26 protein-coding genes are annotated in these 25,170 nt (G+C 37.3%); 15 read left to right on the forward strand and 11 right to left on the reverse strand.

Going from position 1 to position 25,170, the window contains the following annotated elements; translation table 11 throughout:
• Positions 1 to 238: 238 nt before the first annotated feature.
• From J580_RS14860 to J580_RS14870, 3 genes are all read left to right on the forward strand, one after another.
• Positions 239 to 2,878: a bifunctional aconitate hydratase 2/2-methylisocitrate dehydratase gene (locus J580_RS14860; protein ID WP_005068571.1), complete on the forward strand. Its 2,640-nt coding sequence runs from the start codon at positions 239 to 241 to the stop codon at positions 2,876 to 2,878.
• A 230-nt stretch (positions 2,879 to 3,108) separates the two neighbouring features.
• Complete coding sequence (locus tag J580_RS14865; RefSeq protein WP_032004738.1) at positions 3,109 to 3,543, forward strand: hypothetical protein; 435 nt, start codon at positions 3,109 to 3,111, stop codon at positions 3,541 to 3,543.
• A 116-nt stretch (positions 3,544 to 3,659) separates the two neighbouring features.
• The gene (locus J580_RS14870) at positions 3,660 to 4,643 is read left to right on the forward strand and encodes an ion transporter (protein WP_032004739.1); all 984 of its coding nucleotides are present in this window, start codon (positions 3,660 to 3,662) and stop codon (positions 4,641 to 4,643) included.
• A 26-nt stretch (positions 4,644 to 4,669) separates the two neighbouring features.
• On the opposite strand, the gene J580_RS14875 is transcribed toward J580_RS14870, so the two are convergent.
• On the reverse strand, positions 4,670 to 5,869 hold the full coding sequence (locus J580_RS14875; RefSeq protein WP_032004740.1) for an MFS transporter: 1,200 nt from the start codon (positions 5,867 to 5,869) through the stop codon (positions 4,670 to 4,672).
• A gap of 225 nt (positions 5,870 to 6,094) precedes the next feature.
• Here J580_RS14875 and J580_RS14880 point away from each other — a divergent pair, with 225 nt between their 5' ends.
• From J580_RS14880 to J580_RS14890, 3 genes are all read left to right on the forward strand, one after another.
• Complete coding sequence (locus J580_RS14880) at positions 6,095 to 6,523, forward strand: hypothetical protein (RefSeq protein ID WP_017398490.1); 429 nt, start codon at positions 6,095 to 6,097, stop codon at positions 6,521 to 6,523.
• 152 nt (positions 6,524 to 6,675) lie between these two features.
• Positions 6,676 to 7,473, forward strand: coding sequence for a DUF4198 domain-containing protein (locus J580_RS14885; RefSeq protein ID WP_032004742.1), 798 nt, complete (start codon positions 6,676 to 6,678; stop codon positions 7,471 to 7,473).
• A gap of 287 nt (positions 7,474 to 7,760) precedes the next feature.
• Positions 7,761 to 8,681, forward strand: coding sequence for a LysR family transcriptional regulator (locus tag J580_RS14890; RefSeq protein WP_002122195.1), 921 nt, complete (start codon positions 7,761 to 7,763; stop codon positions 8,679 to 8,681).
• A gap of 58 nt (positions 8,682 to 8,739) precedes the next feature.
• Here J580_RS14890 and J580_RS14895 read toward each other — a convergent pair whose 3' ends face one another.
• Entirely contained in the window at positions 8,740 to 9,192 is a 453-nt protein-coding gene (locus J580_RS14895; protein WP_017480868.1) for a DUF441 domain-containing protein, read from the reverse strand.
• 250 nt (positions 9,193 to 9,442) lie between these two features.
• On the opposite strand from J580_RS14895, the gene J580_RS14900 reads away from it, so the two are divergent.
• Together J580_RS14900 and J580_RS14905 are read left to right on the forward strand one after the other, a co-directional pair.
• Positions 9,443 to 9,661, forward strand: coding sequence for a hypothetical protein (locus J580_RS14900; RefSeq protein WP_002122273.1), 219 nt, complete (start codon positions 9,443 to 9,445; stop codon positions 9,659 to 9,661).
• 101 nt (positions 9,662 to 9,762) lie between these two features.
• Positions 9,763 to 10,467 (forward strand): pseudouridine synthase, encoded by a 705-nt coding sequence (locus J580_RS14905; RefSeq protein ID WP_032004743.1) that lies wholly within the window; start codon positions 9,763 to 9,765, stop codon positions 10,465 to 10,467.
• Here the strand turns inward: J580_RS14905 and J580_RS14910 are convergent.
• The 3 genes from J580_RS14910 to J580_RS14920 all read right to left on the reverse strand — a co-directional run bounded on the left by J580_RS14910 (position 10,460) and on the right by J580_RS14920 (position 12,329).
• Entirely contained in the window at positions 10,460 to 10,903 is a 444-nt protein-coding gene (locus J580_RS14910) for a GNAT family N-acetyltransferase (RefSeq protein WP_002122286.1), read from the reverse strand. The genes J580_RS14905 and J580_RS14910 overlap by 8 nt on opposite strands.
• Before the next feature lie 98 nt (positions 10,904 to 11,001).
• A complete protein-coding gene (locus J580_RS14915) occupies positions 11,002 to 11,310 on the reverse strand; it encodes a type II toxin-antitoxin system RelB/DinJ family antitoxin (RefSeq protein ID WP_002122138.1) in 309 nt (102 codons plus the stop codon).
• 110 nt (positions 11,311 to 11,420) lie between these two features.
• On the reverse strand, positions 11,421 to 12,329 hold the full coding sequence (locus J580_RS14920; RefSeq protein WP_032004746.1) for a pseudouridine synthase: 909 nt from the start codon (positions 12,327 to 12,329) through the stop codon (positions 11,421 to 11,423).
• A 120-nt stretch (positions 12,330 to 12,449) separates the two neighbouring features.
• On the opposite strand from J580_RS14920, the gene tsaE reads away from it, so the two are divergent.
• From tsaE to J580_RS14945, 5 genes are all read left to right on the forward strand, one after another.
• Positions 12,450 to 12,923, forward strand: coding sequence for a tRNA (adenosine(37)-N6)-threonylcarbamoyltransferase complex ATPase subunit type 1 TsaE (gene tsaE / locus J580_RS14925; RefSeq protein ID WP_032004747.1), 474 nt, complete (start codon positions 12,450 to 12,452; stop codon positions 12,921 to 12,923).
• Positions 12,916 to 14,865 (forward strand): DNA mismatch repair endonuclease MutL, encoded by a 1,950-nt coding sequence (gene mutL / locus J580_RS14930; protein ID WP_032004749.1) that lies wholly within the window; start codon positions 12,916 to 12,918, stop codon positions 14,863 to 14,865. The genes tsaE and mutL overlap by 8 nt, the downstream gene beginning before the upstream one ends.
• Positions 14,866 to 14,871: 6 nt before the next feature.
• Positions 14,872 to 15,816, forward strand: a complete 945-nt coding sequence (miaA, locus tag J580_RS14935) for a tRNA (adenosine(37)-N6)-dimethylallyltransferase MiaA (protein ID WP_032004750.1) — start codon at positions 14,872 to 14,874, stop codon at positions 15,814 to 15,816.
• 93 nt (positions 15,817 to 15,909) lie between these two features.
• Complete coding sequence (hfq, locus tag J580_RS14940) at positions 15,910 to 16,422, forward strand: RNA chaperone Hfq (RefSeq protein ID WP_002122267.1); 513 nt, start codon at positions 15,910 to 15,912, stop codon at positions 16,420 to 16,422.
• Positions 16,423 to 16,563: 141 nt separating this feature from the next.
• Positions 16,564 to 17,421 (forward strand): DMT family transporter, encoded by an 858-nt coding sequence (locus tag J580_RS14945; protein ID WP_032004751.1) that lies wholly within the window; start codon positions 16,564 to 16,566, stop codon positions 17,419 to 17,421.
• A gap of 39 nt (positions 17,422 to 17,460) precedes the next feature.
• On the opposite strand, the gene nfsB is transcribed toward J580_RS14945, so the two are convergent.
• Entirely contained in the window at positions 17,461 to 18,114 is a 654-nt protein-coding gene (gene nfsB / locus J580_RS14950; RefSeq protein ID WP_032004752.1) for an oxygen-insensitive NAD(P)H nitroreductase, read from the reverse strand.
• A gap of 139 nt (positions 18,115 to 18,253) precedes the next feature.
• On the opposite strand from nfsB, the gene J580_RS14955 reads away from it, so the two are divergent.
• On the forward strand, positions 18,254 to 18,484 hold the full coding sequence (locus J580_RS14955) for a hypothetical protein (protein WP_005803551.1): 231 nt from the start codon (positions 18,254 to 18,256) through the stop codon (positions 18,482 to 18,484).
• A gap of 7 nt (positions 18,485 to 18,491) precedes the next feature.
• Here J580_RS14955 and J580_RS14960 read toward each other — a convergent pair whose 3' ends face one another.
• Together J580_RS14960 and J580_RS14965 are read right to left on the reverse strand one after the other, a co-directional pair.
• On the reverse strand, positions 18,492 to 19,211 hold the full coding sequence (locus J580_RS14960) for a UDP-2,3-diacylglucosamine diphosphatase (protein WP_032004753.1): 720 nt from the start codon (positions 19,209 to 19,211) through the stop codon (positions 18,492 to 18,494).
• Between the two features lie 15 nt (positions 19,212 to 19,226).
• Positions 19,227 to 19,736, reverse strand: coding sequence for a peptidylprolyl isomerase (locus tag J580_RS14965; protein ID WP_002122280.1), 510 nt, complete (start codon positions 19,734 to 19,736; stop codon positions 19,227 to 19,229).
• 166 nt (positions 19,737 to 19,902) lie between these two features.
• On the opposite strand from J580_RS14965, the gene J580_RS14970 reads away from it, so the two are divergent.
• Positions 19,903 to 21,630: a glutamine--tRNA ligase/YqeY domain fusion protein gene (locus tag J580_RS14970; protein ID WP_032004754.1), complete on the forward strand. Its 1,728-nt coding sequence runs from the start codon at positions 19,903 to 19,905 to the stop codon at positions 21,628 to 21,630.
• Positions 21,631 to 22,056: 426 nt separating this feature from the next.
• On the opposite strand, the gene J580_RS14975 is transcribed toward J580_RS14970, so the two are convergent.
• The 3 genes from J580_RS14975 to J580_RS14985 form a co-directional block, all read right to left on the reverse strand.
• Positions 22,057 to 22,779 (reverse strand): glutamine amidotransferase, encoded by a 723-nt coding sequence (locus tag J580_RS14975; RefSeq protein ID WP_032004756.1) that lies wholly within the window; start codon positions 22,777 to 22,779, stop codon positions 22,057 to 22,059.
• Between the two features lie 166 nt (positions 22,780 to 22,945).
• Entirely contained in the window at positions 22,946 to 23,761 is an 816-nt protein-coding gene (gene eutC, locus J580_RS14980; RefSeq protein ID WP_032004758.1) for an ethanolamine ammonia-lyase subunit EutC, read from the reverse strand.
• 10 nt (positions 23,762 to 23,771) lie between these two features.
• The gene (locus tag J580_RS14985) at positions 23,772 to 25,157 is read right to left on the reverse strand and encodes an ethanolamine ammonia-lyase subunit EutB (RefSeq protein WP_032004760.1); all 1,386 of its coding nucleotides are present in this window, start codon (positions 25,155 to 25,157) and stop codon (positions 23,772 to 23,774) included.
• Positions 25,158 to 25,170: the final 13 nt, after the last annotated feature.

Below are 25,170 nucleotides of genomic sequence, written 5' to 3' on the forward strand. Positions count from 1 at the left end.
TTGAATTTTCATCTGGCTGAAGCTCTTTTTGCTTAAAAATAGCTCAATTTAGCCCAATTTGCTCATTATTTACACACTGGTATTTAGATACAAAATAATGGGCATCACGGAGAAACACCCCGCGCTCATTAACTTTTACCTTGAACTCTAGTAAACTTTTGTAGTCCATATTACTTGTGAAGCTTTTAAGAAAGCTGGAATTTGCAAGTAATTTTTCAAAAAAAGAGGAATGAACACCGTGCTAGAAGCTTACCGCCAACACGTTGAAGAACGTGCCGCACTCGGAGTCCCACCGAAGCCACTTGATGACGCTCAAACAGCTCAGCTTGTTGAACTATTAAAAAATCCACCAGCAGGCGAAGAAGCGTTCTTGGTAGATTTGCTTGAAAACCGTGTTCCTGCAGGTGTTGACCAAGCAGCTTACGTAAAGGCAGCATTCTTGGCAGCGATTGCAAAAGGCGAAGCAACTTCACCACTCGTTTCTAAAGAACGTGCAGTTTACTTACTTGGTACTATGCTAGGTGGTTATAACGTAGCACCACTTGTTGAACTTCTTGATAATGCCGAACTTGCAGGTTTAGCTGCTGAAGCATTAAAGAAAACTCTTCTTGTATTTGATGCATTCCATGACGTAGCAGATAAAGCAAAAGCTGGTAATGAAGCCGCTAAAGCTGTTTTACAATCTTGGGCTGAAGCAGAATGGTTCACTAGCCGTCCTGACGTTCCAGAAGAAATCAAAATTACTGTGTTCAAAGTAACTGGTGAAACAAACACTGATGACTTGTCTCCAGCTCAAGATGCTTGGAGCCGTCCAGACATTCCATTACACGCAAATGCAATGTTGAAAAACGAGCGTGATGGTATCAACCCTGAAAAACCAGGTGAAGTTGGTCCATTAAGCCAAATTAAAGAACTTATCGCGAAAGGCAATCAAGTTGCTTACGTTGGTGACGTTGTTGGTACGGGTTCAAGCCGTAAGTCTGCAACTAACTCTGTTCTTTGGTTCTTCGGTGATGAACTTCCACACATTCCAAATAAAAAAGACGGTGGTGTGTGCTTAGGTTCTAAGATCGCTCCAATTTTCTTCAATACTATGGAAGATGCAGGTGCATTACCTGTAGAAATCGACGTTGCTAACATGAATATGGGCGACGAAGTAGTATTGAAAATTGACCATGCTGCTGCAAAAGTAACTGCCTTTAAAGATGGCGTACAAATCTCTGAAGCAGATCTTAAAACTCCAGTACTTTTAGACGAAGTACGTGCGGGTGGTCGTATTAACTTGATCATTGGTCGTGGTTTAACTGCTAAAGCACGTGAAGAATTAGGTCTTGCACCTTCTACATTATTCCGTACTCCAGTACAACCTGCTGACACTGGCAAAGGCTTCACACAAGCTCAAAAAATGGTTGGCCGCGCATGTGGTTTACCAGAAGGCCAAGGTATCCGTCCAGGAACTTACTGTGAACCTAAAATGACTACAGTTGGTTCTCAAGATACGACAGGTCCAATGACTCGTGACGAGTTAAAAGACTTAGCATGCTTGGGCTTCTCATCTGACTTAGTGATGCAGTCTTTCTGTCACACTGCTGCGTATCCAAAACCAGTTGACGTAACAACTCACCATACATTACCTGACTTCATCATGAACCGTGGTGGTGTATCTTTACGTCCAGGTGACGGTATTATCCACTCTTGGTTAAACCGTATGTTACTTCCAGATACAGTAGGTACTGGTGGTGACTCACATACTCGTTTCCCAATCGGTATTTCATTCCCAGCGGGTTCTGGTCTTGTTGCGTTCGCAGCAGCAACTGGTGTTATGCCACTTGATATGCCTGAATCTGTACTTGTTAAGTTTAAAGGTAAAATGCAACCTGGTATCACTTTACGTGACCTTGTACATGCAATTCCTTACTACGCAATTCAAGCGGGTGATTTAACTGTAGAGAAGAAAGGTAAGAAAAATATCTTCTCTGGTCGTATCCTTGAGATCGATTTATCAGAAATGGAAAATGACTTGACTGTTGAGCAAGCATTCGAACTTTCTGATGCTTCTGCTGAACGTTCTGCTGCTGGCTGTTCAATCACACTTTCTGAAGAGAAAGTTGCTGAATACCTACGTTCTAACATCACGATGTTGAAGTGGATGATCGCAGAAGGTTATGGCGATGCACGTACACTTGCGCGTCGTGCTGAAAACATGCAGAAGTGGTTAGATAACCCAAGCTTGTTAAAAGCTGATGCTGATGCTGAATACTTAAAAGTTTACGAAATCGATCTAGCTGACATCAAAGAACCAATTCTTTGCTGCCCGAACGATCCAGATGACGCAAAACTTCTTTCTGACGTTCAAGGCGACAAGATTGATGAAGTATTCATCGGTTCTTGTATGACTAACATCGGTCACTTCCGTGCAGCTGGTCAGTTACTTGACAAAGTACCTGGTGGTTCATTGTCTACTCGTTTATGGTTGGCTCCACCAACTCGTATGGACGAGCACCAATTAATGGAAGAAGGCTTGTATAACATCTATGGCCGTGCTGGTGCACGTACAGAGATGCCGGGCTGTTCATTATGTATGGGTAACCAAGCACGTGTAGCGCCGAACACAACTTGTGTATCGACTTCTACTCGTAACTTCCCGAACCGTTTAGGTCAAGGTGCAAACGTTTACTTAGCGTCTGCGGAGCTTGCATCTGTAGCTGCGGTTCTTGGTAAATTACCAAGCCCAGAAGAATATCAACAGTACGCGTCGCAAATCGACAGCGCTTCTGCTGACATCTACAAATACTTAAACTTCGACAAGATGAGCGAATATACTAAAGAAGCTGATCAAGTTGATACTAAGAAAATCCAAGCTGCTCAATTGACTTAATATGTCGATTTAGTACAAAAAAGGAGCTGATTATTCAGCTCCTTTTTTATTTTAAATGAGACTTTGTACATTATTAGACTTAGAAAATAATAAATAGATCAAACTTTATTTAATGAAAATGTAAAAATAAATATTACTCTAGATATTAAATTGATTTTTGTTTTAAAATATTTGAACGAACTTGAAAATAATTAAAAAAAATATGAGTATTTTATATAGGGAACTTAAGAATGCTAAAGACAATTGTTGAATTTAAATTTGATGATTATCAATTATATGACCAAAAAACTTATACTGATGAAGGTGGTATTTTAGTTCAAAAAACTGAAGATATTGCACAATATATTTTTAGTATATTAAAGAATAGATATCATTTAAATGTAGAGTTATATAGTGAAAGCTGGGGGTGGGAAATTGAGATTCCCTTAGCTGAAATAACGATGTATCTCGGAATTAGTGTTTATGAAGAATATAGTAATGGATTCGCAATTTTTATTTCTCCAAATACTCCGATTTTAAGAAAATTTCTATTTAGAAAAATTGATATTACTCATCATATTATGGTGTTGCAAAATTATATAAATATTATCTTAAAATCGCATCCAGGCATCTACGATGTGATGTGGTGGGAAGAGAATGAATTTCGATGTGTAGCCACGAATTGATGAAAAAAATTAAGGCTCAAATATTGGGGTAAGTAAAACAAAAATTGTTAGAGACTATATTGGTGAATAGAGGCGATGAGCTTACTATATCTACAATATTAAGTGGTCAGATCAATATGCCTAATTCAGTTTGGAAGAGATTACGTAAGTTTTTTTATAATAATCTTCACAACCATGACTATGAAACGACGGTAAGTAAATGCATTAACTATTTTTTAGTTATTTTAATTATTGGTAACGTTGCTGCTGTTTTATTGGAAACAGTAAATGATTTGTACTCAAATTATCGTATTTGGTTTGACTACTTTGAGAATATTTCAATCGCAATTTTTAGTATTGAGTATTTATTAAGGTTGTGGAGTGTTGCAGATCGAGATACGACACAATCCGCATGGAAAACCCGCTTGAATTGGATGAAAAGTGGGGAAGCAATTATTGATTTGATGGCAATCTTGCCAGCTTACCTGAATTTCTTTGTACGAATCGATCTTCGTATGCTTCGGATTTTACGTTTACTTCGTTTATTAAAATTAACGCGCTATTTCATCTCACTACAGATATTGTTATGTGTGATTAAACGTGAGAAGGGATCTTTTCAAGCAGTTATCTTTATTTTAATTATCATGATTATTATGACTGCTTCTGGAATTTATGTGGTTGAAAACAAAGCTCAGCCAGAAGCTTTTAGTTCAATACCTAAATCTATGTGGTGGGCAGTGGTTACTTTAACTACAGTGGGGTATGGCGATGTCACTCCTGTAACTAGCCTAGGAAAGTTATTAGGGGCTCTTATTACTATTTTGGGTGTGGGTATTGCAGCATTACCAGCTGGTATTCTGGCGTCTGGACTTGCAAATGAGCTTAATCAACGGAATCAGAGATTAGAGCAAGAGTTTCGTGAGTTACTTCAAGCACGAGGTATTGATATTTTACATGATGAAATTGAAATAGAGCGGGTCCGTCAAAAAGTAGGATTGCCAAAAGAGCAAGCGCATAACCTGATTATTCAAATTATGCGTGAAAAAGTATTAGAAGAAGAAGAGTCGGTCCGAGAGAAAAAATGTTATTGCCCACATTGTGGTGGAAAGCTAACTGATTAGAAGTAATAAGTTAGCCTTTTCTTTCATTAAGCTTTTTTGCTGGCTTTTTCTACTGCAAATGCGATAAGTAAAATGATTAGACCGCCAAGGCTTAAAACAAAACCTACCCAGATTGGAGCGGTCCAACCCATTTGGTGACTGAGTACCCAGCCCCCTAAAAATGCACCTAATGCATTGGCCATATTAAATGCAGAGTGGTTGAGTGAGGCAGCTAAAGTTTGGGCATCACCTGCAACATCCATTAGACGAGTTTGTAATGCTCCGCCTAACCCCATTACGGTGAGACCAATTAAAAATAAAGATGCGATGGCAGTATAAATATTACTCATTAAGAAACTAGCGACAACAAATGCGATAGCTGAGCTAATTAATACACTCACTATAGTTTTGTTGAGATTCTTATCTGCAAGCCATCCTGCTGCTAAACCACCAATAACCATACCTATACCCCAGATAGCTAAAGCGATAGGGACAATTTGGATATTAACTTGTGTGTATTCAGTCAAAATTGGTGAGACATAGCTATAAACTGAAAACATGCCTCCAAAACCGATTGCACCCACTGCTAGTGTTAACCACATGTTGATATTTTTAAGGCCAGCTAATTCAGTTTTTATACTGGCAGTAGCTTGAACTGGGATATTGGGTACAAAGAAGCCAACAGCAATTAAAGTGACGAAAGCAATAGTTGCTGAAAACTCAAAACCTGCTCTCCAGCCAAAGTTTTGACCTAACCAAGTTGCTAAAGGAACTCCAATGACAGTTGCGACTGTAAGCCCCATCATCATTTGGGCGACTGCAGAAGCTCTTCTTGACGGACCCGCTAGTTCAGCTGCAACTAACGCACCGACTCCAAAATATGCTCCGTGTGGTAAACCTGCAATGAAACGTGAGACTAAAACAGTTTCAGGTGTATGAGCTAAAGCAGTACAGGCATTCGCAACACCATAAAACAGCATTAAGCCGAGCAATAAAGTTTTTCTAGGCACTTTAGCTCCAAGAATTGCGATGATAGGAGCACCAATAACTACACCCAATGCATAAGCACTAATAAAGTGACCAGCTTCAGGTACTGTAATATTTAAATTATTTGCAATTTCCTGAATCAGTCCCATTGCGACGAATTCAGTGGTTCCAATACAAAAACCACCTACAGCGAGTGAGAAAATTGCTAAAAAGAGAGAGTAATGTTGAGGTGTGGAAAGAGGAGATTGCGGGGACGCCATAATAAGTTAAAGGAAGACTCAAAAAAGAGAAGTATAAGGGAAAAGAGAACAGAATAATAAAAAACTAAAATATTGAGGGAATGATTACATATTCAAATGAAGTAAATTTAAATTTTATATAGATTAATTCATCGAAAAACTTTTAAAAATTATATATGATTACCGCGTAATACTTTAAGCATTACAACAATTTGTATAAATATCTAAAAATAGAGATGCTAAAACGTGAGAAAATTATTTATTACCTGCCTTATGGGTATGGCCATGTTATCTATGTCTGGTTGCGCAGTATTTATGGCGGGGAATCAACCAAGTAAAAAAAATTTAAATGTTCTAAATCCAGGCAGTTCTCGTAATTATGTGATTGCCGAGTTTGGTGCGCCTGTACTTTCAGAATACCGTGATGGAACACGCGTTGAGATCTATACTTTTCAACAAGGTTATTCAAAGTGGGTGAAAGTCGGCAGAGCTTTTGGTCATGGTGTAGCAGATGTGGCTTCAATCGGCCTTTGGGAAGTATTTGGGACTCCGACAGAAGCATATTTTAATGGTAAGGAAACTTCATATGAAGTATCTTACGGACCAGATGATTTAGTAAAAAGCTATAAGCTAATTGATTTCGAGCAAACATTTCCAAAGATGAAGCAGCAATAAATTCAAATTAAATAAGGAAAGACCTTCGGGTCTTTTTTTGTATAAAATTAAATTTATTAATGATAATAAGAATTATTTTTATTTGTGTATACTGTATCCGCTTATATTTTGTCTGAAATTTTTAACTTTGCGTATAACAGGATTTTGTAATAATGAATAGATTTCTAATGACGTCACTTGCATTGATATGTACAACAGGCTTTGCTCATGAACCTTATGTAGCTCCTGTAGCTTATAAAACTGAACAGACTCAAGTACCCGTAATTGCTGGTTATGCGGAAGAAGCATTAAATAGTGAATATGCTTTAAAGGATGCTAAGCTTACTGTAATTACACCTAAAAATGAGCTTAAAACCGTCAATTCAGAAACCCTGCATAAGTCTGCTACTGTTTTTGATGTAGATCTACCTGAAGAAGGCACATACATTGTCCAAACACAGGCAAGTTATCCTTTGAAATATGTATACGACCAAAAAGCATGGCATTTATTTTTTGATATGCCAGCTGATAAAGCTCCATCGAAAGCAGAACGTGAATATTTGATTCCAACTGACCTTAAAACAAAAACAATTAAAACAGAACAAGTAACACGTGAGTGGATATTGCAGAGTTATCTTTCTAAAGGAAAAGTTTCAGATATTCAGCTTCCGAATACACCGATTAAAGTTAGTTTCTCTGTACATCCAAACCAGATTAAAGCTGCTCAACCTGTTAAATTAACCATAACTGAAAAAGGACAACCTTTAGCTTATGCTGAAGTGAATTTAAGAGAAAAGGGTACAACTGACAAGCAAGCGCAGCAGTTTAAGGCGGGAGGCAACGGTCAATTTGAGCTTAAGTTTCCAAAAGCTGGAGAGTACCTAGTAGAAGTAACAGCTCCTCTAAATTTGAAATTAAAACCTAAAGATCAGAACTATACGATTATTAGCTTAAATGTTTTAGCGCAATAGTTTTTAGTATTTTAAAAAATAGGTCTTTATTAGGCCTATTTTTAGTTTTTATATTCTTACTCATTAAAAAAACTTCATTAAAACGTTTAATTTCACTTTAGTTTCAGAGGAAACAAAAATTCATTGCAAGTAAAAGATAATGAAATAAAATTCATGTTGAGACAAACTAACTAATTTTATGTTAAAGTGAATAAAATTCATCAATAAAGATTTGTCGAAAGTTTTATGGAAAAGCAAAGATGAGCTTTATCCATTTATAGATAAATCTGTTTTTTAGGCTTGGGCCCATGTTAGAAATACGTCACCTTAAAACTTTAGTTGCTTTACGTGAGCATGGTTCATTAGTTTCAGCAGCTAATGACCTTTGTTTAACGCCATCTGCTATTTCCCATCAATTAAAAGAATTAGATCATTGGTATGGGGTAGAGGTTGTTAATCGTCGAAGCAGACCTGTTAGTTTTTCTAATGTTGGACAGCGCTTATTAAAGTTGGCTGATGATGTTTTGCCACAAATCCAGATTACCCACAGTGATATCACGCGTATTGTACATGGACAGACAGGCAGAATTATTTTTTCATCGGAATGCCATAGTTGCTTTGACTGGTTAATGCCTTTATTAAATCAGTATCGCCAGCAATACCCAGATGTAGATTTAGACTTCGCTTCAGGTTTTGAAGCCAATCCGCATGAACTCTTACAGAATGCAGAATTTGATTTACTGATTACAGCTGACCCAATCGCGTTAAAAGGAATTGAATATTTTCCGATTTTTGAATATGAGTCACGGTTAGTCTTATCAAATACTCATCCTTTGGTGCGGGCTGAAAATATTACAGTTCAAGAGTTGGCCGAAGAAGTTTTAATTACTTATCCAGTTGATAAGCACCGTTTAGATATTATGTCTAAACTTTTCATCCCTGCGAATATTCAGCCTAAACAAATACGGACAACTGATTTAACCCAAATGCTTATTCAACTCGTTGCAAGTGGACGAGGTATTGCTGCTTTACCTGATTGGGTAGTGAATGAGTATGAACAAAAGGGGTGGGTTACTAGTCGTCGTTTAGATTGTGTTTCTCCTACAGGTTTAAGACGAACTTTATATGCGGGCTATCGAACTGAAGAAAAAGAGAAAAGTTATTTTGAAGGATTTTTAAAGCAGTTAGAAAAGTTTTCTTTAAAGCGAAACGCTTATTATTCTGGCTAAAAATAATTAGCCTAAGTGTTAAAAAGGTGCTTTATTACACCTTTTTTATGTCGATTTCTTATTTGCCAATGAATAAAGAGAGTAATCCTGCTGCAATTAGAGGACCGACTGGTACACCACGGAGTAAAGCGACACCAGCAACTGTACCAATCAGTAAACCTGCAACCACGTCGGGCTGGCTCGACATTAGTTTTACTCCGCGACCACCTAGCCAGGCAACTAACAGGCCAATTGCGATAGCCATAATAGACTTAACACTAATAAAGGATTTTAAAATACTCTCTCCACTGAGTTTCCCACTGGCAATTGGAGTGAGTACGCCAATGGTTAAAATAAGAATTCCTAAATTAAGACCATGAGCTTGAATATAAGGGAAAAACTCATTTAATGGTGTGATTTTAACGACAATCAACACACCTGCTGCAATAGTTACAGCTGCATTTTGACTTAATAAGCCGCAGACAAGCAGAACGAGTAGAACAACTAAATTAACATCAAATTGGGCAAGCATGGCGAGCGGAGGGCATTATAAATAAATGGAATTGTATAATATTTAAGAGTTGGAATGTGAAAGCTTTAAAAGATACAGCTGATTTCAGCTCTTCTTAATTAAAAATTGAGTGTATATCTCTCAATGATAAGGAGTTTTAATTTTTGGTTACGCTTGGACACAATGTTATATAAATTAACAAGTTAAAAATTATAGTGTTTAAAAATTATGATATAAAAATAGTCATTACTCATGAGTACGGGATATTTTTATGGACATTATAGATATCAAGATCAAAGATCAGTTTGATAAGATTCATGATGCAAAAGCACAACTAAAGAAAAATTTAGTGGAACATGAAAATGAATCTTTAAAACTAAGCCAACGAATTGAGCATATTATTGTTGATAATGAAATTATTTTGCCTACTACAGAATTATTATTTGAAAGCGAACAGAACGAAAATATTTATCGAGTCGTTGAAGAGTAAGGTTGCGAGCTAGTTCAAGTAGATGAAAACAGTAGCGAGTAGTGTTTAGTAAAAAATGGAACTACGTTAAAATAACAGCTTAGTTCTAATGAGAAAACTTCATGCTGCTGGAAAAAATTTTACAATCACAAGGGTTTGGTTCTCGTAAATATTGTCAGCAGTTAATAAAAAACGGATCTGTAAGTATTGATGGAGAGGTTGTAAGTGATCTTAAAAAGCAATTCTCTCCAGAAAATTTAGAATTTTCTCTTTTTGGAGAAACTTATCAATATCGAGAAAAAGTTTACCTTGCGTTAAAGAAACCGAAAGGTTTTGAATGTTCACACCAACCTCACCATCATCAAAGTGTATTTAGCCTTTTACCCGAAATTATGATTCAACGTGGTGTGCAAGCCATTGGCCGTCTAGATCAAGATACAACAGGCTTACTTTTACTTACTGATGACGGTAAATATCTTCAAGCTTTAACTCATCCACGTAAACATGTGCCAAAGGTTTATCATGTTACGACTATAGATCCAGTTACACCTGAGCAAATTGAAATGCTGAGCCAAGGTGTGAGCCTACATCAAGAAAAAGGTATTTTCGCTGCAACGGATGTAGCGATATTAGAAATGCATCAATTAACCATGACGATTCATCAAGGTGTTTATCATCAAGTAAAAAGAATGATTGCAGCTGTTGGAAATAAAGTAGAAGCATTACATCGCCATCAAGTCGGGCAATTGGTTTTACCTGAACTTGAAGATGGTGAATGGGTTTATTTATCTGAACAACAAAAACAGCTTGCTCAAAATATCATTTGAGAAAACAATGGAAGGTTTGGAACTCACTATCTCGGATAAATCCCATTTGTTCATATAGGCGATGAGATTCATGATTGTTACTTTGAGTTTCCAAACTAATCCGCAAAGCATTCTCTTGCTTTGCAAATAAGATTGCTGTATCGATTAGCTGTTTAGCAGAACCTTGACGACGAAAAACGGGCGTAACATATACATCATCTAAAATATAGTAAGTGGAACAAGCAACTGAAGAAAAACCTAAATAGAGTAAAATAAAACCCGTAATTTTATCGTCTTTAATATGAATGAAGAACACACTTTCTCTATTCTCAAAACGTTGTTTTAGGAAGTGAAGGGATTCATTAAAATTAGAAGAGGCCCCATAAAATTGGCGATATTCATCAAATAAAACGGCGAGTTGCTCTAAGTCTTCAAAAGTCGCTCGTCTAACGATCATTTGGCACTCCTTGTAACTTATCATTATGTTTTTACAAAGAGAGCATAACGAAAAAAAGAGCTTTTTGACGTTAAAACTTGTTTATAAATGCAACAGTGTTAAGTTTTGTCGCTTTCACCAAGAAGTGCATTAAGTTCTTCAAATAGATCTTCATGGTCATCATCTTCAGCTAAAGTTGATGAATTTTGGTTTAATGAAGATGCTTTTGCTTTTCTCAGTTTTAATAATTGTTCCATATTAATATTCTGATTTTCGATCGCAAAAGGAATAGATTTAGTTAATACGACCTGTTTAAAAAAAAGTCGTACTGCTTGGGCAGGGGTAATTCCCAGTTGTTTAAAAACAGCAAAAGCCTGCTTTTTTTCTTGGGAGTCAAGTCGAACCTGATAAACTTCTGTTTTTCGCATGAATAACAAAACCAAATGATTTTAATTTTTAGGAATTTATTTTAAACCATCGCAATGTAATTTCAATGCTTTTTGGCATAAAAAATAATCTTTTTGTCATTACGGTTACATTACAATGTCAATTCAAACTCGGAATTAAAAGACATTCCCTCTTTTGTGACGGGGTCTGTAAATGAAATATGCTTAGCCAGAAGCTGTAATGGTTCCGAGAAATCATCTTCAGCTTTGTGTTGAACTACGGGATAAAATGGATCATTTTTAATCGGAATTTCTAAGTAATTAAGATGCACCCGAAGTTGGTGCTGTTTCCCCGTTGTAGGAGTTAAGCGATATTTTGCCCAAATCTGGTTGTGCTCGATAAGCTCAATATCAGTCTGGGTATTGGCTTTCGCATTTTCTATAACCTGCATGGTGTAAAAAGGATGGCCTTTATCTAAATGCAAATATAATGTTTGAGGAAAATTTAAATCTTTTTTATAAGGTGCAATAGCGTGATAAATTTTATTGACTTGGCGCTCTGCAAATAATTGTTGGTAAATACCACGCGACTCAACCCGTTTGCAAAATAGAACAACACCTGCGGTTTCGCGGTCTAAGCGATGAATAGGGGTTAAAAATTCATTTCCTGTTTGTTTTTTTAGCCGCACTAAAAGCGTTTCTTGAACATATTGTCCAGTCGGGCTAATTGTTAAAAAATGTGGTTTATCGACCACTAATAAATCATCATTTTCAAATAAAATTTGATGCTCAAAAGGCACATGTGGTTCATATGCAAGAAAGCGATAATAAAAAATATGGGTGTTGCCTACATAGGGACTGGTTAAAGTTAATTTATCTCCATTTGCGGCATATATAAGGCCGTCCTGAAATCTTTGCTTCCACTCATCTGTTCTAATATGTGCAAAGTGACCACATAGATACTCATAAATCGTTTGAGTATCTTTTTGTGGAGGAAGATAGACTTGACTCGCACTTACTCCATCAATCATGGGCGGCAGAAATTCGTTCGGACTAGACATAAAAAAGTGTAAATATGTAAGAAAATTGATATAAAAAAAGCCAACTTCTAGGGCTTAAGTAGGCTTTTAAGGCAGGGCAATGTTATCATATCGATTATTTTGAATCATGTTATGTGTGCTATGTCGTATTCATTGAAATTGGTCTTAAATCATGAAGAAGATACTGAGCGTCTAGCTCGAGCTTTGGCGCAGCATGTTCAGTCGGGTGTAATTTATTTAATTGGGGACTTAGGTGCGGGTAAAACCACACTTACGCGTTATTTCTTGCAAGCTTTGGGCCATAAAGGTTCTGTTAAAAGCCCAACTTATACGCTCGTTGAACCATATAAAATTAATGATAAAGAAATTTTTCATTTTGACTTATATCGTTTAAATGACCCGTATGAACTTGAATTAATGGGAATCCGTGATTATTTAGATATCACAGATGCGTTATTTTTATTTGAATGGCCCTCTAAAGGTGGTGATAAAATCCCAAAAGCCGATATCATCATTGACATTCAAAAGTCAGATGATGAGTTGACTCGTTTAGTAACCTTAACTTTACCAACAGAAAATTTATACCAGACTTTGCAGGAACAGCTTCATGACTGATGAAAAGCTAACACAACGTCGTATTCATACATTAGACGCAGCGTTAGCGAACCAGATTGCAGCAGGTGAGGTGATTGAGCGTCCTTCTTCTGTGGTCAAAGAATTATTAGAAAACTCAATTGATGCAGGTGCAACTGAGCTGATTGTACGGATTGCTCAAGGTGGTTCGACTTTAATCGAAATCATTGATAATGGGCATGGTATTCATCCGGATGATTTAGCGCTTGCTGTCATGCGTCATGCCACAAGTAAGATTAAAACTGCTGAAGATTTACATGCGATTGTGAGTTTGGGGTTCCGTGGGGAAGCTTTAGCTTCGATTGCTGCGGTTTCAAGGTTGACTTTGACCAGTAGCCAAGATGAAAGTGGTATTGGTCATCAAGTTGAAGTAAACGGTACAGCATTTGATCATCAAGAAGTACAAGCTGTTGCTGCTCAAAAGGGAACCCATATACGTGTTCAGGACTTATTTTTTAATGTTCCTGCACGCCGTAAATTCTTAAAAAAACCAACCACTGAATTTGGGCATATCGAAGAGATTGTTCGCCGTTTGGCTCTAACGCATTTCGATATACGTTTTGTGCTTGAGCATAATGATAATATAAGAATTAATTTACCTATAGCGGATAGCGGAGAGCTACGTTTTCAGCGAGTTCAGCAATTATTAGGCTCGCAATTTGTACAAAATGCATATTGGATTGATGCTGAAAGTATTAGTATGCGTTTATCAGGTTGGCTTGGTCATCCTTCAGATGCACGTGCACAGGCTGATATGCAATATGTCTATGTAAATGGTCGTATTGTCAAAGATAAAACGATTTCGCATGCGCTACGCATGGCCTATGATGGTATTTTACATGGTCATCAACATTCATCTTATTTACTTTTTTTAGAAGTCGATCCTGAAAATATTGATGTCAATGTTCATCCTACTAAACATGAGATTCGATTTTTAAATCAAAGAGAAGTGCATGAGTTTGTAAGACATTATGCAAAAGAAACTCTCGCACAATTTCAGACAGCGAGTGCTGATCTAGCTCAAGCGATGAAAGCGGATGAAAGCTCAGATTATTCAGTACAACCTCAGCCCAAATATCAAGAACAATTTTCATTGCACCGCGCAAATGAAACTCTAAATTCAGACAGTGAAGCACGAACTCAGCATGCACCGACAGAATTATTAACCGATTTTAACGCTAGTCGTCCGCAAGCTGTTCACTATGCAGATCAAACACCAAAATATAATGGTTCTGCTCAACTAAATAATGCTTTAAAAACTTATTTAGCCCCACTTCGCGACCAACCTACTAGTTTTTCGGTAAATGAGAATGTTGAGCCAGCTGCTAAAGTAGATGAATTTCCATTAGGCATCGCAATCGCTCAACTGCATGGAATTTATATTTTAGCGCAGAATACCGAAGGGCTTATTATTGTTGATATGCATGCGGCACATGAACGTATTTTATTACAGCAAATGAAAAATGCTTGGGATAAACCTGAATTTTGGACATCTCAGCAGTTGCTTATACCTAAGGTAATTTCCATTAGCCGTATGCAAGCCGTTAGGGTCGAAGAATTAAAACCTCAGCTTGAGCGTTTAGGCTTAGAAATTGATTTATATGGTGATGAGCAAGTTATTGTTCGTGGTGTGCCCGCCATATTACAAAAAGCTGATTTTGAAAATCTTATTCCAGAGCTTTTAAATGATTTAGATCCAAATGATGAAGCACAAGGATTACTTCAAAAAAGAGATGAGTTGTTAGCGGGAATGGCATGTCATGGAGCCGTACGTGCACATCGACAACTCAGTCTTTCAGAAATGAATGCTTTACTTCGTCAAATGGAACAAACCGAATTTGCGAGCCAATGTAACCATGGGCGGCCAACTTGGCGTGCATTCCCATTACCTCAATTAGATAAATTATTTGCTCGAGGAGAGTAGTTTTACATGTCAAATCAATTGCCCGTCATCAATTTAATGGGACCAACTGCGAGCGGAAAAACCGCTTTGGCATGTGAATTATACGAGCGTGGAAATTTTGAGCTAATTTCTGTTGATTCCGCTCTTGTCTATAAAGATATGGATATTGGTACGGCTAAACCAACTCGTGAAGAGCAAGAACTCTATCCTCATCATCTTATTGATATTATTACTCCTCTGGAAGTCTATTCAGCTGCTCAGTTTGTTGAAGATGCATGTAAATTGATTGATGAAATGCATTCACGTGGCAAAACTCCTATTTTAGTAGGAGGGACAATGTTATATTTCAAGGCACTGTTAGAAGGATTGTCTGGTAATTTACCAAGTGCTGATGCTCAAGTTCGGGCAGCCATTGAAGAAAAGGCTCTAAATGAAGGATGGCAGGCAGTTTATGATGAGTTGGTTTCTGTAGATCCTGCTGCCGCTATAAAGTTTAATGTAACTGATAAGCAAAGAATTATTCGGGCACTGGAAGTTTATAAAATTACGGGTGAACCAATTACTAAATTGCAGGCAGAACAACCAAAAAACGTACCATATCGATACATATTTCATAACTACGCTTTACTTCCGGATCGGGTAGAATTACATCAACGCATTGAGCAAAGATTAAGCAAAATGTGGGATATCGGTTTTTTGAGTGAAGTTGAATCTCTAATTGAAAAATACGATTTAGATGAAAATTTACCCTCAATGCGTTCGGTGGGTTATCGACAAGCACTAGAATTTCTATTAAAAAGTGATCTAAGTCTCAAAAGTAAACGTGAAATGGAGGATAAAGCTTTATTTGCAACACGACAACTTGCCAAACGTCAATATACGTGGTTACGTTCTTTGCAAGAAATACACGATTTTAAAACTTACTTGACGATAAAGCAGGCGAAAGAAGACTTGCGAAACTCTTATGGATAAAGCAAAATTTGCACACTGTCTTTTTATAATTTTTAGTTGAAAAATAAAGATAGTTTTTTTGCGCTGATTTAAAAATTTTTTTTGGAGTTAAAAATGTCTAAAGGTCAAACTTTACAAGATCCGTTCTTAAATTCTCTCCGTAAAGAACGTATCCCTGTTTCTATTTTCCTTGTGAACGGTATTAAATTACAGGGTCATATTGAATCTTTTGACCAATATGTTGTTTTATTAAAAAATACTGTAAGTCAAATGGTTTACAAACACGCGATTTCAACTGTTGTTCCAGCACGTAACCCTCGTCCAGCAGGCGCTCAAGGTACAGGCTTCCCAGCACAAGGCGGCACTCAAGGCGGTTTTGGTGGTCAAGGTAGCGGCTTTGGCGGCGGTCAAGGCGGTGGCTTCGGTGGCGCTCAAGGCGGCTTCGGTGGCGCTCAAGGTGGCTTCGGTGGTCAAGGCGGCTTCGGTGGTCAAGGTGGCTTCGGTGGTCAAGGTGGCTTCGGTGGTCAAGGCGGTTTCGGTGGTCAAGGTGGTTTCGGTGGTCATCAAGGTGGTTTTGACAACGATTCTAAATTTGAAGATGGTCAAGACGACGAAAATAATCGTTAATTGAAATCTTAAAAAGAAACCAGTCAGACAATGACTGGTTTTTTTATGTGTATTTAAAAGTTGATTCAAAATATTTAACTGGTCATGGAGAAGGATTTGCCATGATGACTAATTTTATTTAAATAAATAGGGCTTTAATGAATGCTATTAATATTAGCTGCTGCTTTTAGCAGCGTCTTGGTATCTATCCTATTAAAAAATTTAAAGAGAAAAGGTTATCAACCCCTACAAATGATTGCATGGAACTATGCAAGCGCAAGTCTTCTTTGTTTTTGGTGGTTTCAGCCTGATATTCAACATGTTTCAATACAACATACGCCTTGGTGGTTAATCTTTGCTTTAGGAATAATTTTACCTAGTATTTTTTTATGTCTTGCTAAATCACTAGAATATGCAGGAATTGTGAGAACCGAACTTGCACAGCGTCTTTCAGTTGTTCTTTCTTTACTTGCGGCATATTTCTTTTTTCATGAACAATTTAATACCTTAAAACTGTGGGGTGTAGGCCTAGGGATTTCTGCGGTCTTACTCGTATTATTTGGGCAAATCAATTCTTCAGCAAATCACCAATCTCGAAAAGCGATCTTTGCTCTTTTAAGTGTATGGTGTGGTTATGCAGCAGTAGATATTCTCTTGAAATATACAAGTAGTTTAGGTCTGCAGTTTGCACTCACTTTAAATCTTATTTTTATTACTGCTTTTATATTGTCGATTTCATATTTATTGCTACAGAGGACTCAAAAGTGGCAGTTTAAAAGTACGATAGCTGGGTTAATATTGGGAATACTCAATTTTTCAAATATTGCTTTATATGTAAAAGCTCATATTCTTTTAAAAGATTCTCCTGCTATTGTTTTTGCGAGCATGAATATTCTTGTTGTGTTATTGGGAATTTTAAGCGGAGTGATTTTATATAAAGAAAAATTAAAATGGCCTACTATTTTGGGGATTCTTTTAGGAATAAGTGGGGTAGTTTGTTTAGCTAGCGCAATGGCTTGATAGTTCAAGAGAATAGAATCTCTTGAACTATAGATATTTTTATAAATATGTGAAAATCACTTCATCTGGCAGACGTGATTTAGGAAGCTTAGCATTAAAGTCATTTTCACTGCGATAGCCTAGAGAAACAATCACAGAGCTTCGTAAGCCTTTTTCAGTTAACCCGAGCTCAGTATTTAAAATTTCTTCATCAAAGCCACCCATTGGAGTTGCATCAATGCCTTCTAAGCCCGCAGCAAACAGTAACTGTCCTAAAGCAATGAATGTTTGATTTTCCATCCACCCGAATAAATTTTTCTGTTCATTTCGGTAAAACTCGACGTAGCCATGGCGAGTATCTTTTTGGCCTAATTTTGCTTTTTCATCTTTAAAACGGCCACTTAAATCATCTTGCTCAAGTAGTTGATTTAAGTACTCAGATGTAATATCCGTTTTTGTACAGAATACAAGTGTATGTGATGACTCAAGTACTTTAGGCGCATTGTAAGCATACTTTCCTGTTAATGCTTTTGCGATTCGTTCTTTAGCTGCAAGATTGTCTGCAACTATAAAGTGCCAAGGCTGAATATTTACTGAAGAAGGGGTAAAACGTAAAATTTCTAATAATTTATTAATTTTTTCTTGAGGAATTTTCTTTTCAGAATCATATGCTTTTGTTGTATAGCGGCTTTTAACAGAATTCAATAAGTCCATAGGTGTGCTCCATATAAATCTTATGGCAATTGAGAGAATTTAATCTTTGCCATCATACGCTATTTTATTCAAAAACATTTCGTATATAGTTTGATAAAGAAATATAATGTTTATATAAAGTTTTAGTAATCTATTGAAAATGATTGATTTAATGCCAACAGATGCGAAGAGTAAGCTACGGGAAATTAGAATTGTTAAAGCTTTTATTATTTTTGCATTGGTTTTGAGTCTTTTAATTTTATACATCGAGTATCAAAAGTATGGACATATAAACTGGAAATTTGTATTTATTGCCAGTATATGTGTGATTTACGATTTTGATTTAAATAACAAAATTAAAGAATTGAAAGTTCAAATAAAAAGTTACTAATTTTTAGTTAATAATTCCAGATAATCAATTCAAGCTGTTGCATATTTGAAGACGGATCAATTTCTAAAATATAAGCTTTATCTTCACGCCAATCGCCAAGAACAATTCGTTGTTTAGCTTGTACTTGGTGAATTGCAGGGCGATGGGTATGCCCATGAATCAGTATATCTACATCTGTTAAAGCAGAAATAACAGCTTGTTCATTCACATCCATAATTTCATAGCTTTTTTGCTGTTTATCTGCGGAGCTTCTTTTTCGAAAGCCATTAACCAGTTTAGTACGAAAACTCAGGGGCGTACGGCGTAAAAAAGCCACTAAAAGTGGATTTCGAATAATTTTTCTAAATCTTTGGTAGGAAACGTCATCTGTACATAGGGCATCACCGTGTTCTAAGCGGTACTGATGTCCAGCAATATTAAGATAATAAATGTCAGGTAGTAATACACCGTTAAATTTATTGAGGAAAATCTGATTTAAAGCAAAATCACGGTTACCTACTTGGAAGTAAACCCGATTTCCTTTTTTGTTAAAGTCTTTTAATGCCTCAATAATTTCATCGAGCCATGGTGCTGAGTAATCATCGCCAATCCAAGCGTTAAACCAGTCACCTAAAATATAAAGCTGTGTTTGTTTATTTTGATAATGCACCAATAAATCTAAAAACCCTCGAACAAGTCGAGGGTGTTCAGGTGACAAGTGTAAATCAGAGATAAACAAATAGGTCACAGCGTATTCCTAAAATTATTCAGAAATAATTTTAGCAGATTCGATTACAACGTTTTCTAAAGGAACGTCAGCGTGGTAACCACGGTTGCCAGTGCGAACACCTTTGATCGCTTCAACAACATCCATACCTTCAACAACTTTACCAAATACAGCATAACCCCAACCTTGAGCAGTTTTAGAGGTATGGTTTAAGAAAGAGTTGTTTTTTACGTTAATGAAGAACTGTGCAGAAGCAGAGTGAGGTGCTTGAGTACGTGCCATGGCAATCGTACCAACGTCATTGCTTAAACCATTGTCAGCTTCGTTTTCGATAGAATCACGAGTTGCTTTTTCTTTGAAGTTTTCATCCATCCCGCCACCTTGGATCATGAAACCATCAATGACACGGTGGAAAATAACGCCGTCATAAAAACCGTCACGTACATATTCTAAAAAGTTTGCTACTGTTTTTGGTGCTTTTTCAGTATTTAGTTCAAGAACAATACGACCTTTATTGGTGTTTAATTCGACTTGAGGAAAACTCATTACATTAATCTCCTAAACATGGGCTTATGACCATGGGTTTTTGGTTGAGAGAAGCATAAGCAAACTGTAAACTACAAGGCAAGTAAAAACGTTAAAATCTTTGTGAAAAATGAAGATAGCGTTTAAATTTTTCGAAATTTATCTACAAAGAAGTGATTGATACACTATGAAGCCTAATGATGTTGTCTCGAGCCTGCCTAATAACCCGACACCGAATACTCATGCCTCTGTCGATTCTGCGCAGCAAGAACAACAGGCTGGCTTAGATTTTGTTCGCCAAGTCATTACTGATGATTTGGCTACGGGGCGTGCAAAGCAGATCGTAACGCGTTTTCCACCAGAACCAAATGGTTATTTACATATTGGCCATGTAAAAGCGATTTGCTTGAACTTTGGTGTGGCTGAAGAGTTTGATGGTTTGTGTAATTTGCGTTTTGACGATACAAACCCTGATGCTGAAGAACAAGAGTATGTTGACGGTATTGCGAATGATGTGAAATGGCTTGGTTTTAACTGGAATGGTGAACCACGCTATGCATCGGGTTATTTTGATCAATTATATGCATGGGCAGTTCAACTTATTGAACAAGGCGATGCATATGTAGATTTACAATCTCCAGAAGAAATTAAGTTAAACCGTGGTAGCTTTGTTGAGCCAGGTAAAAACTCTCCATACCGTGATGCTTCTATTGAAGAGAATCTTGCTCGCTTTGAAAAAATGCGTAGCGGTGAGTTTAAAGAGGGTGAAGCGGTTTTACGTGCCAAGATTGATATGGCAAGTACAAATGTACATATGCGTGATCCGATTTTATATCGCGTATTACATTCAGAGCATCACCAAACTGGCGATAAATGGAAAATCTACCCAATGTATGACTATGCTCATCCATTGTCTGATGCCATTGAAGGAATTACCCATTCGCTTTGTACATTAGAATTCCAAGATCACCGTCCGTTTTATGACTGGATTGTTGAAAAAGTAAAATCTAAAGCTGTTCCGCATCAGTATGAATCTTCACGTTTAAACGTGGATTACACCATCACATCAAAACGTAAATTACGTAAATTGGTGGAAGGTGCGTATGTAAATGGTTGGGATGATCCACGTATGCCAACCGTAGTCGGTATGCGCCGTCGTGGTTTTACTCCTGAAGGTTTACGTGATTTTTGTAAGCGTGTAGGCGTGTCAAAAACTGACGGTATTGTTGATGTTGCAATGCTTGAGTTCTGTATTCGTCAATCTTTAGAAAATACTGCTGCGCGTGGTATGGCTGTTTTAAGTCCACTTAAAGTGACTTTAACTAATTTACCTGAAGATATAGATCTTACGCATGCTCGCCATCCTAATGTTGATATGGGTGATCGTGTGATTCCTTTAACCAAGGAAATCTATATTGATCGTAAAGATTTTGAAGAAGTACCGCCAAAAGGCTTTAAACGTTTAATTCCTGACGGTGAAGTGCGTTTACGCCATGCTTACGTGATTAAATGTGATGAAGTTATTAAAGATGCAAATGGTGAAGTGATTGAATTGAAATGTTCAATTGACCCTGAAACTCTAGGAAAGAATCCGGAAGGCCGTAAAGTTAAAGGCGTGATTCACTGGGTATCTGCAACTAAAGGGATTCCTGCTGAAGTGCGTATTTACGATCGTTTGTTTACTGAAGCCGCACCTGATGCAGATGATGACTTCTTGGCAAATCTTAATCCTGAATCATTAAAAGTGGTACAAGCTGTCATTGAGCCAGCTTTAGCACAAGCGAATCCTGAAGATCGTTTCCAATTTGAGCGTGAAGGCTATTTTGTCGCTGATCAATATGATCATTCATCAGAGAAACCAGTTTTCAACCGTATTCTTGATTTGAAAGATAGCTTCAAGCCTGAGAAAAAGTAAGAGATTGATTATCTCTTACTTTTTCGCAAGACGAACAACATGTTGTGAGTAAACAACAGATATAAAAAAGCCCAACTCAGTTGGGCTTTTTATTTAGATGTCTTCTCATATTTTCTTTTTCTTTATGATTAATATCCTTGGCAAATTAGCTTAGGTTGGATTAATCACATAAAAATAAAGAACCAAGATTATAAGGAGAATACATGAAAGCAATAAATAAGTATTGACCGTATTAAAGCTTTTAAGAAATTTCCAGATATCCATAGTAAATCAACGTATATTTTGTGTTACAAATTAATAATACACTGAAAATTTTATTAAATGTTTGTTAAAGGCGAATATAGCACTCTCTTTGTTTGAAAAATAAGCAAGCAATCATACCAAATGGTAAAATTTAATATTTGCGCATATTAGAGTCTTTATAGTTTATCCACTATAACCAATTCTTTTTAAGAATTTTTGAATAACCTCAAATGCAGCATGTTCGAGTGCTTGGGCATATTGCAAGTTTTCTTCACGAAGTTTCTGAATCGAAATCTTGGCATTACGAAGTTCACATGTATGGCCAATTAACCATTTCTCAAAATTTTCTTCTGTTGTTTCAATATGAAACTGCAACGCCAGAATATTATTTCCAACTTCGAATGCTTGATTGGTATAAATCTCTGAACTAGCTAACAACACCGCATTTTCAGGAAGATCGAAAGTATCGCCATGCCAATGTAGAACATGTACATTATTAAGCAAAGCAGATAATACCTGATTAGGACGTAAACTTAAGCTCAGTGGACCCCAGCCAATCTCTTTTTGATGCCCTGCATATACTTTTGCACCAAGTGCATGAGCAATAAGCTGTGCACCCAAACAAATACCAAGTGTAGGTTTATCTGCAGCTAAGCGTTGTTTGAGTAAAGCGATTTCATCTTTTAAAAACGGATAATCTTCAGTTTCATAAACCCCGATTGGGCCACCTAAAATAATAGTTAATCCATCGTGTGCAAAAGCAGCAGTTAAATCATCTACACCTGCTTCAAAATAACGGACGCGAAATCCGAGTTGATAAAAGACATCTTCTAATGAACCTAAGTCTTCGAAAGCAAGATGCTGAATGGCATAAATAGTTTTAGGGAAGGCGTTTGTTGTGTTCATACAAATGATTCATAGAAGATCAATAGGTGGAGTATAGCGATAAATATAAAGAAGAAAATATCTGTATAAATCGTCAATACCTGAAAATTGATATTTTTCGTTAAGATAATATTGTTATGCGAAGGATTATCTATTTTTCAATAAATCTCTTTGCATATTCCATTGCCTAAAATAATAGCTTTTGAGTTTCTGCAAAATCTATATTTGAAAGTTGATGCTCATCTTTTAGATTAACTCCTGAGAAACCAAGTTGTTTGGATTTTTTCATTAATGTCATTAAACGTTGCACTGCAACTGGAATACTTAAGCCCGCAGAGCGGACATTAGAAATACAATTACGTTTGGCGTCGAGGCAGCCTGAGTATGCATTCCATGTGTAGTAAATTCCCATACTGTCAGGCGAGCTTAAACCCGGGCGCTCACCGATGAGCATCACAAGCATGGGTGCCTTAAAGATCTCAGCAACTTCATCACCAAGAGCAACCCGACTGCCTGTTGCTAGTGTGATGGGCGCAAGAGTCCAGTTTTCTTGCTGAATTTGTTCATTCAGCATTGTAATCAATGGAATAGCATTCGCTTCAATTGCTCTTGCAGAGAGTCCATCACCGACCACAATACAAACATCGTATTGTTGAGGCTCTTCTGCATACTTCTTAATTAAGGCATCTTTTGATTGATCTGAAAGCTGACGTCCTAAATCAGGACGTTTAAGATAAATTTCCTTATTAGGAGCATTACTTTGGACATGAAGACTTTGCAGCTGTTTTTGCGTTAATTGCTCAGATAAATATGAAACATTCATGTCTTGATAAACCGCATCTTTTGCTTGTGCATGCGACAGCTGAAATTCAAGTAAGGCTCGTGTTGGGATACTACAACCCGCACGGCCCAGAGCAATACGGGCATCGGTAAACTGTTTAAGTTTTTCCCACTGATCTTGATGGGTAGAAGATGGATATTGAATATCACGGTTCAGTTTCATGGTGTTCTCCCTAGTTCATGAGCAGACGAGAGAATTGGTCAGGCATGTGGTCTGCCCAACAGATTTGAGAGTTTTGTTGTTTAAAAATCCCTTGCTGTTCAAGCCATGCTGAAAACTCAGGAGCGGGTTTTAAACTGAGGAGTTGTCTTAAATAGAGGGCATCATGGAATGAAGTGGTTTGATAGTTGAGCATGACATCGTCTGAACCCGGAATCCCCATTATAAAGTTAATGCCCGCAGCACCAAACAGAGTAAGGAGAACATCCATATCATTTTGGTCAGCATCGGCATGGTTGGTATAGCAAATGTCGCAGCCCATTGGCACACCAAGCAACTTACCGCAGAAGTGGTCTTCTAGACCTGCACGTATAATTTGTTTGCCGTTAAAAAGATATTCGGGACCAATAAAACCAACGACTGTATTTACTAAAAGCGGATTGTATTTACGGGCGACTGCATAAGCACGCGTTTCTAATGTTTGCTGGTCAACGCCGTGATGTGCATTGCTGGATAACGCGCTGCCTTGACCCGTTTCAAAGTACATGACGTTTTGTCCAATGGTTCCGCGCTTGAGTGCGAGTGTGGCTTCATATCCTTCTTGTAGTAAATCGAGCGATATTCCAAAGCCTTCGTTAGCCAGTTGTGTACCAGCGATTGATTGGAACATTAAATCAATTGGCACATTTTTTTCAGCAAGTTGAATGCCTGAGCTGATATGTGTGAGAACACAAGATTGCGTTGGAATTTGATATTCCTGAATGACATGATCAAGCAATTTTAGTAGCTCTGACAAATTATGTAGGTTATCCGTCGCTGGATTGATGCCAATTACGGCATCACCATTGCCATACATCAAACCATCTAAAATACTGGCAGAAATACCAAGCACATCATCGGTAGGGTGGTTCGGTTGTAAACGGGTAGAAAGATGGCCTTTTAAACCGATCGTGTTGCGAAATTGGGTAATTACCTCACATTTGCTGGCGACATAAATTAAATCTTGATTGCGCATAATTTTGCTGACAGCAGCCACCATTTCTGGAGTTAAACCTGACGCTAAGGCTTTTAAGCTTTGTGCAGTGGCTTCTTCACCAAGTAACCAATTTCGAAAATCCCCTACTGTGAAGTGTGAAATAGGGGCAAAGGCTGCCAGATCATGTTCATCAATAATTAGTCGTGTAATTTCATCAGTTTCGTAATCGACCACAACCTCATTCAAAAAAGTTTTAAGTGGTACATCGGCCAAAGTCATTTGTGCCGCAACATGTTCGGTTGCATCTCTGGCAGCTACACCTGCTAATTCATCGCCTGAGCGTAACGGCGTAGCTTTTGCCATCAAAGTTTTTAGGTCAGCAAAGTGATACTGTTGATTGGCGACAATATTGCGATAACTCATAGTTACATCCTTT

Origin of the sequence: Acinetobacter sp. 1542444 (assembly GCF_000581835.1) — a bacterium.
GTDB lineage: Bacteria > Pseudomonadota > Gammaproteobacteria > Pseudomonadales > Moraxellaceae > Acinetobacter > Acinetobacter pittii.